Origin of the sequence: Acinetobacter sp. ANC 4216 (assembly GCF_004331195.1) — a bacterium.
Taxonomy (GTDB): Bacteria; Pseudomonadota; Gammaproteobacteria; order Pseudomonadales; family Moraxellaceae; genus Acinetobacter; species Acinetobacter kookii.
Window position 1 is genome coordinate 54271 of sequence record NZ_SJOC01000001.1, and the last position, 19215, is coordinate 73485.

16 protein-coding genes are annotated in these 19215 nt (G+C 45.2%); 8 read left to right on the top strand and 8 right to left on the bottom strand.

What is annotated here, in order from left to right; genetic code table 11:
* The first annotated feature begins 125 nt into the window (after positions 1-125).
* Positions 126-575, top strand: a complete 450-nt coding sequence (locus E0H88_RS00275; RefSeq protein WP_092820403.1) for a VOC family protein — start codon at positions 126-128, stop codon at positions 573-575.
* Between the two features lie 74 nt (positions 576-649).
* Here E0H88_RS00275 and E0H88_RS00280 read toward each other — a convergent pair whose 3' ends face one another.
* The 5 genes from E0H88_RS00280 to E0H88_RS00300 all read right to left on the bottom strand — a co-directional run bounded on the left by E0H88_RS00280 (position 650) and on the right by E0H88_RS00300 (position 8111).
* Entirely contained in the window at positions 650-1135 is a 486-nt protein-coding gene (locus tag E0H88_RS00280; protein WP_131272673.1) for a DUF934 domain-containing protein, read from the bottom strand.
* Positions 1128-2771, bottom strand: a complete 1644-nt coding sequence (locus E0H88_RS00285) for a nitrite/sulfite reductase (RefSeq protein WP_092820405.1) — start codon at positions 2769-2771, stop codon at positions 1128-1130. The genes E0H88_RS00280 and E0H88_RS00285 overlap by 8 nt, the downstream gene beginning before the upstream one ends.
* A gap of 254 nt (positions 2772-3025) precedes the next feature.
* A complete protein-coding gene (locus E0H88_RS00290) occupies positions 3026-5428 on the bottom strand; it encodes a glucose/quinate/shikimate family membrane-bound PQQ-dependent dehydrogenase (RefSeq protein ID WP_131272674.1) in 2403 nt (800 codons plus the stop codon).
* A 164-nt stretch (positions 5429-5592) separates the two neighbouring features.
* The gene (locus tag E0H88_RS00295) at positions 5593-6831 is read right to left on the bottom strand and encodes a carbohydrate porin (protein ID WP_252151960.1); all 1239 of its coding nucleotides are present in this window, start codon (positions 6829-6831) and stop codon (positions 5593-5595) included.
* Positions 6832-6992: 161 nt separating this feature from the next.
* Entirely contained in the window at positions 6993-8111 is a 1119-nt protein-coding gene (locus E0H88_RS00300; protein WP_131272675.1) for a CaiB/BaiF CoA transferase family protein, read from the bottom strand.
* 217 nt (positions 8112-8328) lie between these two features.
* On the opposite strand from E0H88_RS00300, the gene E0H88_RS00305 reads away from it, so the two are divergent.
* The 4 genes from E0H88_RS00305 to E0H88_RS00320 all read left to right on the top strand — a co-directional run bounded on the left by E0H88_RS00305 (position 8329) and on the right by E0H88_RS00320 (position 13578).
* Positions 8329-9339, top strand: a complete 1011-nt coding sequence (locus tag E0H88_RS00305) for an AraC family transcriptional regulator (RefSeq protein ID WP_092820409.1) — start codon at positions 8329-8331, stop codon at positions 9337-9339.
* 168 nt (positions 9340-9507) lie between these two features.
* A complete protein-coding gene (locus E0H88_RS00310) occupies positions 9508-10713 on the top strand; it encodes an acetyl-CoA C-acetyltransferase (protein WP_131272676.1) in 1206 nt (401 codons plus the stop codon).
* An 11-nt stretch (positions 10714-10724) separates the two neighbouring features.
* Positions 10725-12857 (top strand): 3-hydroxyacyl-CoA dehydrogenase NAD-binding domain-containing protein, encoded by a 2133-nt coding sequence (locus E0H88_RS00315; RefSeq protein ID WP_131272677.1) that lies wholly within the window; start codon positions 10725-10727, stop codon positions 12855-12857.
* Between the two features lie 451 nt (positions 12858-13308).
* Positions 13309-13578: a DUF4199 domain-containing protein gene (locus E0H88_RS00320; RefSeq protein WP_131272678.1), complete on the top strand. Its 270-nt coding sequence runs from the start codon at positions 13309-13311 to the stop codon at positions 13576-13578.
* Between the two features lie 53 nt (positions 13579-13631).
* Here the strand turns inward: E0H88_RS00320 and E0H88_RS00325 are convergent, their stop codons facing one another.
* The gene (locus E0H88_RS00325; protein ID WP_131272679.1) at positions 13632-14261 is read right to left on the bottom strand and encodes an NAD(P)H-dependent oxidoreductase; all 630 of its coding nucleotides are present in this window, start codon (positions 14259-14261) and stop codon (positions 13632-13634) included.
* 100 nt (positions 14262-14361) lie between these two features.
* Here E0H88_RS00325 and E0H88_RS00330 point away from each other — a divergent pair, with 100 nt between their 5' ends.
* Positions 14362-15273: a LysR family transcriptional regulator gene (locus E0H88_RS00330; protein ID WP_131272680.1), complete on the top strand. Its 912-nt coding sequence runs from the start codon at positions 14362-14364 to the stop codon at positions 15271-15273.
* Between the two features lie 18 nt (positions 15274-15291).
* Here E0H88_RS00330 and E0H88_RS00335 read toward each other — a convergent pair whose 3' ends face one another.
* Positions 15292-15714 carry a GNAT family N-acetyltransferase gene (locus tag E0H88_RS00335; protein ID WP_131272681.1) on the bottom strand — a complete coding sequence of 141 codons (423 nt, stop codon included), beginning with the start codon at positions 15712-15714 and terminating at the stop codon, positions 15292-15294.
* Between the two features lie 53 nt (positions 15715-15767).
* Positions 15768-16991: a class I SAM-dependent methyltransferase gene (locus tag E0H88_RS00340; RefSeq protein WP_131272682.1), complete on the bottom strand. Its 1224-nt coding sequence runs from the start codon at positions 16989-16991 to the stop codon at positions 15768-15770.
* 103 nt (positions 16992-17094) lie between these two features.
* On the opposite strand from E0H88_RS00340, the gene trhA reads away from it, so the two are divergent.
* On the top strand, positions 17095-17736 hold the full coding sequence (gene trhA, locus E0H88_RS00345) for a PAQR family membrane homeostasis protein TrhA (protein WP_131272683.1): 642 nt from the start codon (positions 17095-17097) through the stop codon (positions 17734-17736).
* A gap of 143 nt (positions 17737-17879) precedes the next feature.
* Entirely contained in the window at positions 17880-19196 is a 1317-nt protein-coding gene (locus tag E0H88_RS00350) for an MFS transporter (RefSeq protein ID WP_092820416.1), read from the top strand.
* The last annotated feature ends 19 nt before the right edge of the window (positions 19197-19215 follow it).

Sequence of the window (19215 nt, forward strand, 5' to 3'; positions counted from 1 at the left end):
ATGAGAAAAAAATCCCTCGTTTGAGGGATTTTTTATGCTTACACTTTTTTATGTTTTCATCATCAAAATTTGAGCTTAAACCTGCTAGATTAGAACCATCAAAATAACAACAACAAAGGCTTTGCATGCAACTTAATCATTATCTGAATTTTCAAGGTGAAACCGAAGCAGCTTTTAATTTTTATAAATCTGTTTTTGGTGGTGAATTTTCCAATCTGACCCGTTATGGTGAAATGCCAGCGCAAGAAGGTGTCACGCTATCTGAAGCGGATAAAAATCTTATTCTGCATGTATCCTTACCGATTAATGCATTTACAGAATTGATGGGATCTGACACCAATGATCAATTCTGTGCACAAAACAATAGCATTTTTACGCCGGGCAATAATCACTATATTTCAATTAATCTGAATGCCCATGAGCAAGATGAGGCGAAACGCTTATTTGATGCCTTATCTGTAAATGGACAAATTGAAATGCCCTTAGAAAAGACATTCTGGGGTGCACTCTATGGTGCCTTCACCGATCAGTTCGGGATTAAATGGATGGTGAATTGCCAGTTAGAAGCCATGTAATCTCGGTTTTTTATTTAAACACGCATAAAAAAAAGCCGGCATCAATCCGGCTTTTGAACATCAGCTTAAAACAATCAAGCACCTGTTTGATAACTTGCTTTTTCAACCGCAGTTGAAGCCTGATATGGATTGGTAAAATCACCCAGACCGGCAGCAGCTTCCTGAATGTCTTTCCCTTCTTTAATCACGAAAGTATCGAAACCAGAACGCTTCATATAGTTCAACACGTCTTTGAACACATCACCTGTCGCACGCAATTCGCCCTGGAAACCTTGACGGCGTAACAATGCAGCGAATGAATAGCCACGACCATCGTTAAAACCTGCAAATTCAATAAAAATTGCATCTAACTGGTCAAGTGGAAATTCATGCGTTTCAGGAGATGCATCTACAGTGATGTAAAGTGCTTTCTTACCAGAAACCTGGGCAATTTTGTCGAGCTGGTCAACCGTTAAAACCACGTCACCTTGTGGCAATACGCCATCTTCACCAATCAATTGATAGGTATTGTCTGCAATCGTGCCATCTTTAGAGAGCACTTGTAGTGCGGTATTAAGCATATGCACGCTCCTTGAATGGTTGAATGCCAACACGGCGGTAGGTATCAATAAACTCTTCACCCTCATTACGCAGGTCAAGATAGGTATTTAAAATTTCTTCCACTACATCTGGAATACGGTCTGCCGCAAATGATGGCCCCAGGATGTCACCAATCGATGCATCATGGTCTGCATTACCGCCCAACGTGATTTGGTAGAATTCAGCACCTTTTTTGTCTACACCCAAAATACCGATGTTACCGACATGGTGGTGACCGCAGGCATTCATACAACCTGAAATGTTCAGGTCAAGCTTGCCTAGATTATAAATGGTATCCAGATCATCAAAACGGCGTGAAATGGCTTCTGAAATCGGAATAGATTTCGCATTGGCAAGCGAACAGAAGTCACCGCCCGGGCAGCAGATGATATCAGTCAAGAAACCAATGTGCGCACGTGCCAGGTTGTGCTGATCAAGAATCTGCCACAATTCAAACAGGTCTTTTTGCGGCACATCAACCAAGGCCACATTTTGTTCATGTGTAGTACGGAACTCGCCGAAGGTGTACTTGTCTGCCAGATCGGCAATCAGGTTCATCTCTTCAACCGTCATGTCACCCGGTGCGATACCCGCACGTTTCAGTGAAATGGTAACAATACGATAACCTTTGACTTTATGCGCATTGGTATTGATATTGAACCACTGCTTGAACTTCGGATGCGCTGCAAACTGTTCTGTAAAGTCTTCATCAGCATAGTCTTGATAATCAAATGGCGTGAAGTTCTCATCCATTTTCGCCAAGGTGTCTGCATCGATTTTTAAAGTTTTTACGGTATGCGCAAATTCAGCTTCAACTTTCTCTGCAAACACTTCCGGAGTTAGTGCTTTAACAAGAATTTTGATACGGGCCTTGTATTTGTTGTCACGGCGACCATGCAAGTTATAGACACGCAGTACCGCTTCCAAATAGGCAATCAGGTCTTCACGTGGCAGGAAGTCACGGATAAAGCTGCCAATCACCGGGGTACGGCCCAAGCCACCACCGACTTTGATTTTATAGCCCATCTCGCCTGCTTCATTACGCACGATGTATACACCGATGTCATGGAATGAAGTCGCTGCACGGTCAGTTTCTTCCAATGCAGAAACTGCAATTTTGAACTTACGTGGCAAGAAGGCAAATTCTGGGTGGAATGTAGACCACTGACGGATCAATTCACAGGTTGGACGCGGGTCAGCCACTTCACCGGCAACCACACCGGCATACTGGTCAGTTGTGGTATTACGGATACAGTTACCAGAGGTCTGGATGGCATGCATTTGTACAGAGGCCAGTTCTTGCAGCATGTCCGGTACATTTTCTAGTGCAGGCCAGTTAAACTGAATGTTTTGACGTGTTGATACGTGTGCATAACCACGGTCATAGTCTTTAGCCAATTGCGCAATTTTACGTAATTGTTTTGAATTCATCAGGCCGTAAGGAACCGCAATACGCAACATTGGCGCATAACGTTGTACATAAAGGCCGTTTTGCAGACGAAGTGGACGATATTCATCTTCCGTCAATTTACCGGCTAAATAACGTTCCGTTTGATCACGGAATTGTGCAACACGTTCATTGACCAGTTGCTGGTCAAAATCAGTATATAAATACATGGCGTACAGCTAGTAGTTTCTATTATAACGGTGCACAGCATAACGAGATTTGATCTATCAACAAAATGCGTTTTTTACATATTTCATAGCGATTTTATTGATAAGTGTGCCCGACCTGCACAGATATAAAGCCTTTCAGCCTTTTTTGATTCATTTTCAATGATATTGCTTATTTTATTTATTCTTTAGCATTTATTTTCATAAAAAAGCCCGACGAATCGGGCTTTTCAAATTTAACCTCATAAATAGATAGCTTATTTTTTATCGGGTAAGGCATAAGCAACCAAAGAGTCACCCATTTTGGTGCCAAATGAACCATGACCGCCTGCCATAATGACTACATATTGTTTACCGTTGCTTTCATAAGTCATTGGCGTTGCCTGGCCACCCGCCGGCAAACGGCCTTTCCAAAGCTCATCCCCATTGGTGACATTAATGGCACGGATGTAATTGTCCTGGGTTGCACCCACAAACATGACATTACCAGCAGTAGAGATTGGCCCCCCCAGCATTGGCACACCCATTTTAAATGGCGGTAATGGAATACCCGGCATACTGTCACGAATGGTACCGATCCGGCGTTTCCAGACCACTTTATGGGTATTTAAATCGACACCTGCCACATAGCCCCAAGCCGGCTGTTTACATGGCAACCCGAATGGAGAAAGGAAGGCACTGATTTCCACACCATACGGCACACCGTACATAGGCTGAACACCCTGTTCAGTCCCCGCGCCTTTGGCTGTCTGCTTACGGTTCGGATCTTCTGGGATCAGTCTGGACACAAATGGCAAGCCAATCGGGTTCATCACGGCAATTTGACGGTCCGGGTTGACCGACATACCGCCCCATTCAAACACCCCCAAGTTGCCCGGGAACACCAAAGTGCCATTTTCAGAAGGTGGCGTATAAATGCCATCGTAGTTTAATTTCTTGAACGCTACTCGGCACATTAACTGGTCAAACATGGTGGCTCCCCACATCTGTTTGTCGGTCAATTTGTCTTTCGGTGCCAGGTCAAAGTCAGAGAACGGTTGCGTAGGAGAATATCGTTCGCCTTTGGTTTGCGGACCGCGTTTTACCCTTTGCGGCACCGGTTTTTCCGTAATTGGAATAATAGCCGCACCGGTACGTCGGTCCAGCACAAACGCATTCCCTGTTTTAGTCAGCACGTAAATCGCAGGAACGATATTGCCAGATTTGTCTTTGATATCAGCCAAAGTCGGTTGAGAGGGTACATCCATATCCCAAAGGTCATGATGGGTGGTCTGGAAATTCCAGATCAACTTACCGGTAGACGCATTCAGCGCAAGCATCGAGTTGGCATAACGTTCATCCAACTCGGTACGGTGGCCGCCATAAATATCCGGAGTACCGACACCCGTTGGAACATAAACGATATCCAGTTTCGCATCATAGGCCAAAGGTGCCCATGCGTTTGGCGAGTTATGCACAAATTTTTGACCAGGTGCAGGAATCGCATTTGGATCTTCCGCACCGGTATCAAATACCCAAAGCAGTTCACCGCTATTGACATCATAACCGCGGATCACACCCGAAGGTTCTTTGGTTGAATAGTTGTCGGTTGTTGAACCTGCAATGATGATGGTTGTACCGGTAATCACTGGAGGTGAAGTTGGGATATATCCTCCTGGATACGGGAACGGCATGTCTTTTTGCAAATCCACTTCACCATTTTTACCAAAGTCAGAACATGGTTTACCGGTTTGTGCATTTACCGCCACCAGACGACCATCATTGACCGGCAAAATCACTTTTTGAGGACATTCGGCAGAGCTAGATTTTTTAGCTGCCAAACTGGTTTCAAAACCAGCAGTATTGTTTACGTCATAATAAGACACGCCACGACAGGTTAAATGCTGATAGGTATTATCAGCACGTAATTTAGGATCATAGGTCCATTTGGCTTTCCCCGTTGCAGGATCAAGTGCGGTCAATTTCTGGTGAGTAGTACAGAAGTACATATTGTCACCCACTTTAATTGGCGTCACCTGATTGGTTGTTTCACCGGAGTCATTTTCAGTTTTGAATTCGCCAGTGTGATACTCCCAAGCCACTTCCAGGTTTTTTACGTTTTCTGAATTGATTTGTGTCAAGGGAGAATAGCGTAAACCGGACTGGGTACGGCCATACGCAGGCCAGTCGCCATCTGCAATGCCTGGAATGGGCTGTGATGTTGCAGGCTGTTGGGTGCTTAATTCACCGTGAATTTCCTGAGGATCATTAAATACAGCGTAAATCATCACGGCAATCGTGATGGCCAATGTGCCTGCAAGAGCCAGTTTTGCAGCTTTAGGATGTTCAAATCCGCGAGTCACTGCAGGAATAAGCAATAAAAGACCAAATAGCCCTAAAATGTCCAGACGAGGTGCCAGCGCAAAGAAGTCAGAACCCACTTCCCAAAGCCCCCACACCACAGTCCCTAATACCAGCGCCGCGTAAATCAGCAGTGCCGAACTTTTTAATTTATGCAATAAAACTGCAGTAGCAATGAAGAATAGACCTGCGATGATGTAGTACCAAGACCCGCCAAGCACCGCAAGATATATTCCTCCAACCAGCAGTACTAAACCGAAAATGACGGCCACCACAGCCAAAACCGTTTTTAGCCCTGAACCTGAAGATGGAGTACTCATATTGGCCACCTATTTTTAGGATTCTTTTTAAAGCCCATACCTAAAGTTACATATGAGCACTTTTTTAGTTTGTAGATTTTAAATATCCGGATTAAACCGATCTGTAAAAGAAAATTGTGCTCCAAATGTCTAATAATAAAACCCGAGTACTTATCATCTAGAAACTAGAACGCTGTTTGTAGCTTAATACCGCCTACCCAGGCATTTTCGCCATTCTTATATGCACCAACCTGATGGATATATTGAATATTTGGACGGATAGTAAGCCAGTTTGTTGCATGAATAGTGTAGTAAATTTCCGTATCGTATTCTTCGCTCTGTAGGCCACGGGCATCTACCCTGTTATTGCGAATGTTCGCCTCATTAACCTCGTGATTGATATGGATACGGGCAATACCGATCGCAATCTCGTCCTGATGCCTGGAGTCCATTAAACCTTTATAAACCAGACCCATATTTTGCATGTCACGGACTTGGTTTGTGTCACGATCATGTACAGTTAAGTTTACAAAAGCACTCAGACCACGAGATGCATCACCGTGATGTGCAGTCAGTTGCTGTTTGGCAACAACCCAGGCCCCTTGTTTGTGGTCAGTTTCAGATGCATCCTTAATTTCTGCAGCGTCGGCGCTGCTGTAGTAATAACCGGCACGGTATTCACCCGGAAGTTTTGCTGCACCGAGTTTCGGTGTCCAGACCACTTCAGTAGGAATAATTGCACCATGAGAACCATCGGTACTTAAATTGAAGCCTTTGCCTCGTTCAAGGTTTTCCGGGTTATATTCATAGGCACCGACCTGGGCATAGACTTCGGGATTGAGGTTATATTTCACCCGGACAGCCCATTGACTCACTGGCCAGTTGTACCACTGGTCACCGACCCAGTTCCCCACTTGAGAACCGCAAAGTGCCAGATTCTGGAAATCGCAATCGAAACTGTTGAAGTCTTCACCTTCACCAAAGCGGCCCACTTTGAGATCCAGTTTTTGCTGCAGGAATTTTTTCTTGATCCAGAAGTCTGTCAAACGCCAGGTTTGTCCACGGCCCCAGACTTCTTGTACCGAACTGAGATGACCATTTAAGGCAGCTGAAGTATTCGACAAATTACGGCCATTACGTTCGGTCACGGTTATTTGCGCTTCAGTGTCTTGCCAGCCTAGAATCTTGTTTAAATCGAAATGGACACCAATTGCAAACTGATCTGCGTATTCAGTGCCATGACTGGAATGATGATCCGAGCCCAATAGCGTCGCAATTTCACCGGTATAACCCAGACTGAAGTCATAACCTTTTTGCTGTAATGCTGTACGTTGACCGTTCCAGTCACCGAACATCCACGGGCTGTATGAATCAAATGCATCGGCTGCATTTGCTGTATGCAAGGCACCGCTTAGAAAGATCAGGCTGGCACCGACACCGAACGTGCTCCATAACTTCTTCACAGTGGCTCACCTTAATATTATTTTTTTGTAATATTGATGCTACTCCTGTTTTTTATGTAACATTGGGCACAAATTGTGAATACATTGTTTTTCAATGTTAATGTTTTTAATCCATGTGAAAACTACCAGTTTCCAGCCCCTAAACGCTGCCCGATATATAAATATTTTGTCTTAGAGCGGGAAAATTTGATCGGACAGGCCAGTTGTGTTTCGGTCTGTTGACTGTCTGGATCCAGCGGTACTTCAACGATCCATTGCCGCTGCTGCGCCAAAGTGGAATCCAGGGCTTCATCCAGAGTTAAAACAGGCTCTACACATACATCCTGATCAGCAAAGATTTCTTGCCATTCCTGCAAGGTTTTAGATTGAATTTTTTCCTGAAGCGCCTGCTTGACTACGTGCTGATCTGCCGGGTCAAATGAAGCCCCCTTTTCACGAAGCAGGGGAAGATCCAGAATTTGCGCCAAGCCAGACATAAACTGTGGCTCCAAACTCCCAATCGATAAATAACGGCCATCCTGAGTCTGGTAATAGTCATAAAAACTGCCGCCATTTAAATACGACTGTTCGGGAAATTGTTTGGTATTTCCTGCCAATGTGGCTGCCGCCGCCATATTATTTAAAGTGGATACACAATCGGTCATCGAAATATCAATATATTGTCCCACGCCACTTTGCTCACGCTCAACCACGGCGGCCAGAATCCCGATGACCGCATGCAAGGAGCCTCCTGCGACATCGGCGACCTGTATACCCAATGCCGGTGGTCCACCCTCTTGCCGGCCACTATGTCCCGCAATTCCAGACAAAGCCAAATAGTTAATGTCGTGTCCGGCCTTGTCTTTATAACTTCCGGACTGTCCATAGCCGGTAATGGAGCAATAAATCAGTCGAGGGTTCAATGCTGCAAGCGTGGCATAGTCCAGACCCAGACGCTGCATCACTCCCGGTCTAAACTGCTCAACCACAATATCGTATTCAGTAATCTTCTGTTTAATCAGCTGGATACTCTGTGCATCTTTTAAATCCAGCGCAATCGACTGCTTATTACGGTTTAAGTAACTGTGCGCCGTTGCCTGCCCATTGGCATAAGGTGGCATCAGCCGGATCAGGTCTGGACGTGTAGGCGATTCGATATGGATCACTTCTGCACCGAGGTCCGCTAAATACAAAGTGGCAAAGGGACCTGGGAGTAAAGTGGAAAAATCAAGCACTTTTAATCCGTTTAAAGCCGTAGTCATATCCGTTTTTTCTCATTTTATATTGATTTTATATGCATATTAGAAATATAAAACTCATAAAACAATGTCATGTTCAGCCATTTACCTTGATCATTTCGGCAATTTAAGATGTCAATAAGGTAAAACATCTATTGTAAATTGCCACTCAAACAATTTTTAGCGTCATTTAGGTCAACTGCAAGTGAATATAAAAGAGAAAGAGACTGAAGGATTTAATATGAGCCGCGATACGATCAGTATCCACTTCGTCAATGCGGCTCTAACCGGCGCAAAACGTCTGGGCATGGATGTCGAAACTTTATTGTCACATGTGGGCATTGAAGCGGAATTATTACGTCAGCCTAAAGCACGTATTTCTCCGGAACAATACACCCGATTTATTCAGATGCTCTGGATGGTGACCCAGGACGAACATCTCGGCTTTGATATACAGCCACGTCGTTTGGGCACTTTTGCCATTATGTGTCAGTTGATTATTCACGCGAAAACGCTAGGAGATGCCCTGGAGCTTTCTTCCCAGTTCTATAAACTGTTTGGCGATGAATGGTCGGTGATTTTAGAGCGTGACAAACATGAAGCACGTCTGGTTCCCCTTATTCCCCAAAGCATGGATCCGGATCACTTCATTACCGAAAGCATGCTGATGATCTGGCACGGTCTGGCATCCTGGCTCATCGAACGCCGTCTGCCACTCGAACGCGTTCATTTTGGTTACCCACGTCCTGCACATGCCGATGAATATGATGCCCTGTTCTTCGCACCGGTGATGCAATTCGATGCGCCACGTACCGAAATTACCTTTGCCGCAGACTATCTTGATCTTCCGGTTCGTCAAAATGAAGAGACGCTGGAAGAATTCCTCAAAGCAGCGCCTGCACAGTTGCTGGTTAAATTCAAAAACACCAACTCGCTGACTTCTCGTATCCGTGAAGTGTTAAAGAGCCAGATTGGCGAAGAAATGCCGACACTCAACGATGTCGCTTCGATGTTGTACCTCTCTCCGCAAACTTTGCGTCGCCGCCTGGCTGCGGAAGGCAAAAGCTATCAGGGTGTGAAAGATGCCTTGCGTCGTGATGCGGCCATTCACCTGTTGCTGAATCCGGGTTTGACCCTGGAAGATGTCGCGCAGCAGGTCGGCTTTAGTGAAACCAGTACTTTCCACCGTGCCTTTAAAAAATGGACCGGGGTAACTCCAGGTTTATATCGCCAGTTACACGGTTATCACTGATCACAACCGATTTTTTCAGTTTCTCTCTATGCCCAGGTTCCGACTTGGGCTTTTTTTTATTGACCAAAAACATCATCTGACCTGACCCGTTCTCATCATTGCACTTCAAAAATTAATCATTACACTCAAAAAAGTATAAAAAATTTAAAGTCATAAAAGGGAAATGCCATGAGCGAGGCTTATATCATCGATGCCATTCGCACACCACGCGGAAAAGGAAAAAAAGACGGTTCACTGCATCAAGTGAAACCGATTAGCCTGTTGACCACCTTGCTGAATGAACTGAAAGACCGTCATCAACTCGATACTTCCAAGGTGGATGATATTGTCCTGGGCTGTGTTACCCCGATTGGCGACCAGGGTGCCGACATTGCCAAAACCGCAGCCATTGCTGCCGGATGGGACAATGATGTGGCTGGAGTACAGATCAACCGCTTCTGTGCATCAGGCCTGGAAGCCGTGAACTTGGCTGCGCAAAAAGTCCGTTCGGGCTGGGAAGATATTGTGGTGGCCGGTGGGGTCGAATCCATGTCGCGCGTGCCGATGGGTTCCGATGGCGGTCCCTGGGCACTCGACCCTGAAACCAATATGGCCTGTGACTTTATTCCGCAAGGCATTGGTGCCGACCTGATTGCCACCATTGATGGTTATACGCGTTCGGATGTCGATGCCTTTGCTGCCGATTCACAAAAGAAAGCCGCTGCAGCTCAAGCCAACGGTTTTTTTAACAAATCAGTGGTCCCTGTCAAAGACAAGGCAGGTGTGGTAATTCTGGACCAAGACGAATTCATTAAACCGACCACGACAGCAGAAGGCCTAGGCAAACTCAATCCAAGTTTTGCCATGATGGGACAGATGGGTTTCGATGCCATTGCCCTGCAAAAATATCCGGAAGTGGGTGCAGTCAATCATGTACACCATGCCGGAAATTCATCAGGCATTGTCGATGGTGCGGCTGTCGTGCTGGTGGCATCCGAAAAAGCCGTTCAGGAACAAGGCTTAAAACCACGCGCCAAAGTATTGTCTACTGCACTTGTAGGCACTGATCCGACCATCATGCTGACCGGCCCTGCCCCGGCTGCACGTAAGGCTTTGGAAAAAGCCGGTTTAAGCATTGATGATATCGACCTGTTTGAAGTGAATGAAGCTTTTGCAGCTGTGGTGATGCGTTTCATTAATGAACTGAAGGTTGATCCGGCCAAAGTCAATGTCAACGGCGGTGCAATTGCCATGGGACATCCACTGGGTGCAACCGGTGCCATGATTTTGGGCACACTACTGGATGAGCTGGAACGCCAAGGCAAGAAACGTGGTCTTGCAACGCTGTGTGTCGGTGGTGGTATGGGCATCGCAACCATTATTGAATTGGTATAAGGAGAACAAAAATGAGCGCAATTCAATTTGAAAAAAATGCCGAAAATATCGTGATTTTGACCTTAGATTCTCCAAACCAGTCTGCCAATACCATGAATGCAGATTTCCGCGATGCTTTAACCGAAACTGTAGAAAAATTAAAAGCCGATGACAACATTGCAGGCATCATTTTCCGCTCGAACAAAAAAACCTTCTTTGCCGGTGGCGACCTGGATGAGCTGATTCAGGCCACCCCTGAACATGCCACAGAATTCTTCAACATGATTGAAGACATGAAAGCCAAGCTGCGTTATATCGAAACCCGTGGCATTCCCGTGGTTGCAGCGCTCAACGGCACGGCACTGGGTGGTGGTTGGGAACTGGCTTTGTGCTGTCATCAGCGTATTGCACTGAATGATGCCAAAGCCAAATTCGGTCTGCCTGAAGTGACGCTGGGTTTATTGCCTGGCGGTGGCGGTATTGTGCGCATGGTCCGTCTCTTGGGGCTACAAAATGCCTTTCCTCTGCTCATGGAAGGCAAGCAATTGGGTGTAGAAAAAGCCAGATCTTTAGGACTGATTCACGACACAGCCGGTTCTGAACAGGAGCTTTTAGACAAAGCCATCGCCTGGGTCAAAGCCAATCCGAAGTCTATGCAACCATTTGATGTAAAAGGCTATAAAATTCCGGGCGGTACGCCATCTTCACCAGCGATTGCACAAATGCTGGCCATTGCGCCTGCCATGCTGCGTGACAAGACCAAGGGCTGCTACCCAGCACCTGAAGCGATTATGGCGGCAGCGGTAGAAGGTGCTCAGGTCGATGTCGATACCGCTCTGACCATTGAATCACGTTACTTTACCTATCTCGCCACCGGTCAGATTTCCAAGAACATGATCGGCACTTTCTGGCATGGACTGAATGCGATTAAATCCGGTGCCAGCCGTCCAAAAGACATTGCCAAATGGCAAGCCACTAAAGTCGGCATTTTAGGTGCCGGCATGATGGGTGCAGGCATTGCCTATGCTACAGCCTCTAAAGGCATTGCCGTAGTGCTGAAAGATGTGTCTATTGAAGCGGCTGAAAAAGGCAAAGCCTACAGCCAAAAACTGCTGGATAAAAAAGTATCGCAGGGCCGTTTAACTGTCGAGAAAAGAGATCAGGTTTTAGCCCTGATTCAGACAACCGCAGATGCTGCGGACTTGCAAGGTTGTGACCTGATCATTGAAGCGGTATTTGAAAATCCCGAACTGAAAGCCAAAGTGACGCAAGAAGCGGAAAACTATCTGGTCGATGCTGGTGTAATGGCATCCAATACCTCAACCTTGCCCATTACAGAACTGGCTCAGGCTTCTAAAAATGAGCAGAACTTTATTGGCCTGCATTTCTTTAGCCCGGTCGATAAAATGCAGCTGGTTGAAATCATCAAGGGCAAAAATACATCCAATGAGACCTTGGCCAAAGCCTATGACTTTGTACAGCAAATAGGTAAAATCCCGATTGTGGTGAATGACAGCCGCGGTTTCTTTACCAGCCGTGTATTTGGCACCTTTGTTCAGGAAGGTCTGCGCTTATTGGCTGAAGGTGTGCATCCGGCAAGAATTGAAATGGCTGCGCTGAAAGCGGGTATGCCTGTGGGTCCACTGGCCATTCAGGATGAAGTTTCTTTAACCTTGTCTGAACATGTCGCCAATGAAGCGCGAAAAGCTTTACAGGCTGAAGGCAAAGACCTGCCGCGCTCAGCTGCGGATGACGTGATTCACAGCATGATTCATGAGTTCGGCCGTAAAGGCAAGTCTGCCGGTGCAGGCTTCTATGACTATCCGGAAGGCGGCAAAAAGCAGCTTTGGGATGGCCTGAAAAAATGGCAGCAAGATACCGACATTTCTGAACAGGAAATGATTGACCGCTTCCTGTTTGTGCAGTCACTGGATACCTTGCGCTGCCTGGAAGAAGGAGTTCTGGAATCGACGGTTGATGGCAATGTTGGCTCTATTTTCGGGATTGGTTTTGCCCCTTGGACCGGGGGTGCTTTGCAATTTTTAAATCAATATGGTTTAGAAAAAGCCCTGCTGCGTGCCAATACCCTTGAAGCCAAATATGGCGCACGTTTTAAAGTGCCTCAATTGCTCAAAGACAAGATTGCCCAAGGCGAAAAAATTTAAACTTCATCCTATAAAAAGAGAGGCGAAATGCCAGTGTTGTCCCATAATTGGATTTTATTTCAGCACCGAATAAATATGATGACATTTTATATTTAAATATTTGATATTTATTTATATTTAATTTTTTCATAGCCTTGTCTTTTCTTTAAGAGTTTAAGTCACTTTGTGTAGGCTGGACCCTACTTTTGAAAGACCAAAAGTAGGCAAAAATCTTTATTCCCCATACACGACGTCCTGTCGTGATGGGGAATGTGTGGCATCCTTGCCACACTCACAAATCTAACACCTGGAATTCAACTGTGAGACAGCAGTGAGCCCAATGCTTCTCTTTTTTACCCTTGGGCATGCGGATTGTTTGAACCAAAGAATCTCATCTGCTTTCGCAGGGCTTTTATGTTATAAAGTTACATAAGTTTTAAATTTTTTTATTTATCTGGTGGGTAGACCTCTTATGACAAACAACTCTTCTCCTGAAAAATCACCGTGGGGTTGGAAAGCCGTTATTATTGTTTGTATTTTAGGTGCATTATTTATGGGCATCTTTTATCTGGCCATAAGCAATGAACCGGACTACATGCCAAGTCAAAAACGTAATCAACCTACTGCACAACAGCAGCAGTCTTCAGCGTCTGAACCTACTGCGGCTGAAATGCATATGACTGAAGAAGAACATGCACATATGACAGACCATGCCGAAGCATCAAGTGCACACAGTCACTAAAGCATTATCGGCGTATCAAAGCGGGCTTTATCACCCGCTTTTTTAATGTCATTTCAAATTGATGCGTTTTGTACACTTTTTTGAGCCTTTAAATAATGGTCAATTTGCACCAAGGCGGACTGCACTGCTTTGGCTTTACCCTGCGGCTGCAGATCGGTACCTTCTGCATAAATAAAATCGACATCCTCAATACCGACCAGCCCCAATACAGCAGTCAAATAAGGTGTGACGGCATCGGTTGTCAAACCTTGATGAATACCGCCTCTTGAACTGAAAACAGCCGCTTTAACCCCTTGAATTAATCCCACAGGTGCTGTTTCAGTATATTGAAAAGTGACACGTGCCCGTGCAATCAAATCAAACCAGTTTTTCAACTGAGTCGGCACATTCAAGTTATACATCGGCACCGCAATCAGCAATAAATCACAGTGCTGAAGTTCCTGAATAAATTGATCCGACAAGGCAACGGCGCGCTTAATCTCAGGTTTTTCATTCACCTCGCCTCGCAGGGCCTGAAACAGTTCCAAGTCCAATACCGGCAAATGCATCGCAGCCAAGTCATGTTCAATGACCTGATCTTCAAAACCCTGCTGCTGACGCGTCTGTAAATAGGCATCTATCAGCTGATTGCTCATGGATTGACTCTGCATAAAACTGGATTTAAGCACCAAAATTTGACTCATGATCTGGCTCACTCTGTTCATTGAGCACAAGATTAGCATTGCCAAATTAGATGCAAAAGCGATAATAAATCATCACATTGATTCCATACTGGAAACAAAAATGCGCCTTACGGATCTGAAAAGCCTGAATGCCTTTATGACTGTGGTTGAATTAGGCAGTTTTACTCAAGCGGCTGAAAAATTGCATCTCACCCGTTCTGCCGTCAGTAAAATGGTCGCCAAGCTGGAACAGCAAATGGGCGCTGTGCTGCTGACCCGCAATACCCGCCATGTGACCTTGACCGACGAAGGTGCAGTATTTTATGAATACAGCCAGCGTGCTGTACAGGAACTGCTGACCGCCGAAAATCTGCTGGACAGCAGCAGTCAACATATTCGAGGCTCATTACGCCTGTCCATGCCTGTTTTATTCGGTCAAAAATTTATTGTGCCGATACTGAAAACCTTGTCCGAACAACATCCTGAATTAAATATAGAACTGTCTTTTAATGATCGGCGGGTCGATTTAATTGAAGATAATTTTAATCTTGCTATTCGAATTGGCCATCTGGAAGACAGCAGTCAGCTGATTGCAAAAAAGATTGGCCAACATGCAATGTGGCTTTGCGCCACACCACATTATTTAGAACAGCATGGCACCCCGTCATCGCTCACGGACTTAGAACAGCAACATCTGATTCGCTATGCGAAATCAGGTCAAATGCAAGCTTGGCAATTTAAAGACCCAAATCTGAAAACCATAAAATACAGGCCAAATGGCAACATCCAGATGGACGATATGCAGGCTATTTTAGACTACACTTTAATAGGTGGTGGAATTAGCTGGCTTCCATCGTGGCTGATTCAGCCTTATCTGCAATCAGGGCGATTGAAGCACTTGCTTGCAGATCATTCAAGTAACGACTATCCCATTCAAATTGTTTGGAAACAATCACATTTTTTGCCATTACGCATCCGTATCACCATTGATCTGATCGCTCAATCACTACAGCAGCATCTGACTGATGCTTAACCACTGTGATAAAGATGATTAAAGTTTCAAATACATATCAATATGCGCAATGCCGCAGTCCAGATATTCATCGCCCTGCACCTGAAAACCAAGACCTGCATAAAACTGAATGGCATATACTTGCGATGACAGCTTTAAAAATTCACGCTGTTCGGATTTTGCTTGTTCGATAATGGCTTGCATCAGTAATTTACCGATACCCAAACCGCGATGTGACTTCAATACCGCGACACGGCCAATGCTGTTGTTTTGCAATAATCGCGCAGTCGCAATTGGCTGATTCTGATCATAAACTGCGAAATGCAGCGACACGGCATCTTGCGCATCCCATTCTTCTTCAACAGGAATGTGTTGTTCCTGAATAAAGACCTGCTCACGAATCAGTTTGGCATCGTTTTGCAATTCATCCCAGCTGCCTGAACGTATTTTCAATTCTGTCATTGAAACATCATCTTCCTAAAAAGCAGTTTTAACATTGCTATATCCATTTTAAATTAACACTTGCAGCCAATATCCTGCTGATCCCACTGATCATTTAGCAACAATTCCAGAGAATGCTTTTGAATGCCATACATCTGTTTTAAGGCCTGAATCTGTGCCAAAACCTGTGGGTCAGGCTCACGATAATCTTTGCGTTTGGTGGCCAGAATCATCTTGTTTTTACTGGTATGTTCCAGCGCCACAAATTCAAACACCTTGGTTTCATAGCCATAGGCTTTAAGCAATAAAGCGCGAATGGTATCGGTCAGCATTTCAGCCTGCTGTCCGGCATGAATGCCAAATTGCAACATCGGTTTCAGCACTTCAGGGCTTTTTAGCTGTGGACGCAATTCTTTATGACAGCACGGCGCGCACATGATCATTTGTGCATTTAAGCGAATCCCGGTATGAATGGCAAAGTCGGTTGCCACATCACAAGCATGCAGCGCAATCATGACATCGAGATGTTCCGGCTGATAGGTACGGACATCGCCCTGGAAAAAATCCAGTTGCTGAAAATCGGAACGCTGCGCAACGTCCTGACAAAACTCCACCATTTTCGGATTCAGCTCGACCCCGGTGACAAAAGGCGTCTGCCCGTGTTTGGCCAGATAATCATATAAGGCAAAAGTCAGATAGCCTTTGCCTGAACCAAAATCCACCACACGCAGTGCATGATCGTGTTGCTGAATTTGATCCAGAGCACCTGAGAAAATTTCGACAAATTTATTAATCTGCTTCCATTTTCGTGCCATGCTCGGAATAATCTGCGCGTTATGGTCGGTAATGCCGAGCGGTTGTAAAAAATAGCTGTCCTGATCGACATAGCGATGCTTGGCACGGTCATGGCCTTGCTGGGTCTCAGCAGGATTCACTGGTGTACCGGCCTTTTTACTGTTGCTCAGCATGGCTTTTTTCTTGTTCTTTTTCAGTTGCAGTTCTTCGCCCGCAGTAAACAGATTGGCCTGCTTCGATTGCGCCAACAATGACTGCACCACGGGCACCGCTTCTGCCAAAGGATAATTTTTAGTGACATCCTGAGTCTTGTAACGGTACAGACAACTGAGCACTGGCTGGTTTTGCAGTGAAATGACTCGCAAGGTCATTTTCTCCAAATGCTCCAGCTCACCTTTATACTGGCTAATAATCATTCGATCAAAACTATGTGTTTCAATGGCTTGCTGAAAAGCGTCTAAGAATTTTTGTTCCTGAATAAAAGGAGAAGCCGGTTGAGACATATACATCACTCGAATAAATTAAGCCATCAGTTTAAAACTTCTTACTTTAAAGGTAAAACTGCATTACTATACAAGTGTATTTTTTAATTATAGAAAATAAATAATGACAACTTCCCAGCTGCAGGCTTACGATCCACATGAAGAAAAAATCAATGCGATCAGTCATGCTTTTGGCGCACTCCTAGCGCTTATCGCCAGTATTTTTATGCTGATCAAAGGCAGTGATTTACCGCTCGGACAATTTATTGGACTGTGTGTGTATGCATTCAGCATGATTTTACTGTTTTCTGCATCTAGCCTGTACCATTATGCCGAATCGCCACAACGTCGTGGCTGGTACAAAAAACTGGACCATACTGCCATTTATTACCTGATTGCGGGAACCTATACCCCGTTCCTGTCCATTGCCATTCCTACAGCCAAGGCACAATATTTATTAATCGCCCTTTGGTTGATTGCCGCCATTGGCACACTATTCAAATTGGTTCTCATTCATCGTTTCCAGAAAATTTCACTCATCGCCTATTTGGTCATGGGGTGGCTGGCTTTACTGGTTATGGATGATATGCAACACTTTTTAAGTACCCCAGCATTAACCTATCTGATCGTTGGCGGGCTTGCTTACACCGTGGGTGCATTGTTTTATGCGCTAAAAAAGGTAAGATACACGCACGCTATCTGGCATATTTTTGTATTGATCGGTGCAGGATCACATTTTCTGTCTATCTATCTTTACGTGATTTAATCCTCTCATTCTTCATTTCAGTGACCCTGAGCGAGTTGAGTAGAGAAGATTCTTCGTTGTTTTTTTAAAAAATTACGCCTTTTTTAAAAAGATTACGCTTTTAAAATTAAGTTTTTTTATTTTTAGTAAGTGTAAGGTCATCCATGGCGTCATCAGATTCTATCGCTGCTTCAGAAGAAGCCGCAACCAATTCAAAATTCCGCGTTCTTACTGCAAGTCTTGTCGGTACAACAATCGAGTTTTTCGATTTTTATATTTACGCAACGGCAGCAGTCATTATTTTTCCACATCTGTTCTTTCCAGCCAGCACAGACCCCACCACGGCAACCATTCAGTCTTTAGCCACCTTTGCGATTGCCTTTATTGCGCGTCCGATTGGTGCTGCCCTGTTTGGACATTTGGGTGACCGGATTGGCCGTAAGGCAACCCTGGTCGCAGCCTTGCTGACCATGGGTATTTCGACCGTATGTATCGGTTTATTGCCGACTTATGCTCAAGTGGGTCTTGTTGCACCGCTATTGCTTGCTCTTTGCCGTTTAGGTCAAGGTCTGGGCTTAGGCGGTGAATGGAGTGGCGCGGTTCTTCTTGCAACTGAAAATGCACCTGAAGGTAAACGTGCCTGGTACGGCATGTTCCCGCAACTTGGGGCACCAATCGGCTTTATCCTGGCGACAGGTTCGTTTATTACCCTTGGCGCATTGATGTCGGAACAGGACTTTATGCAATGGGGCTGGCGTATCCCGTTTATTTCAAGTGCGTTACTGGTGATCGTGGGTTTATGGATTCGCCTGAAACTGCATGAGACACCCGCCTTCCAGAAAGTATTGGATAAGCAGAAAGAAGTAAATATTCCGTTCAAAGAAGTGTTGACCAAACACTGGGGCATGCTGATTCTCGGTACCATCGCTGCCATCTGTACCTTTGTGGTGTTCTACCTCACCACGGTATTTGCCTTAAACTGGGGAACCACCAAGCTTGGTTACACACGTTCTGAATTTCTGGAACTGCAACTGGTTGCCACTTTATGCTTTGCTGCATTCATTCCACTTTCTGCCGTGTTTGCGGAAAAATTTGGTCGTAAAGCCACTTCAATTGGCGTATGTATCGTTTCAGCATTGTTTGGCCTGGTGTTCTCAAGCATGCTTGAATCTGGCAGTACGATTGTCGTCTTCCTGTTCTTATGTATTGGTCTAGCGATTATGGGCTTAACCTATGGCCCGATTGGTACGGTACTGTCTGAAATTTTCCCGACTTCAGTTCGTTATACCGGTTCGGCATTAACTTTTAACCTTGCTGGCATTTTTGGGGCGTCTTTTGCACCCCTTATTGCAACCAAGCTTGCAACGACATATGGTTTATATGCCGTGGGTTATTATTTAACCGCCGCCTCTCTTCTTTCACTGCTTGCCTTCCTGGCCATTCGTGAAACCAAAAATGAAGATGTAAACAACCAAGTTTAATTTCATCCAGACATAAAAA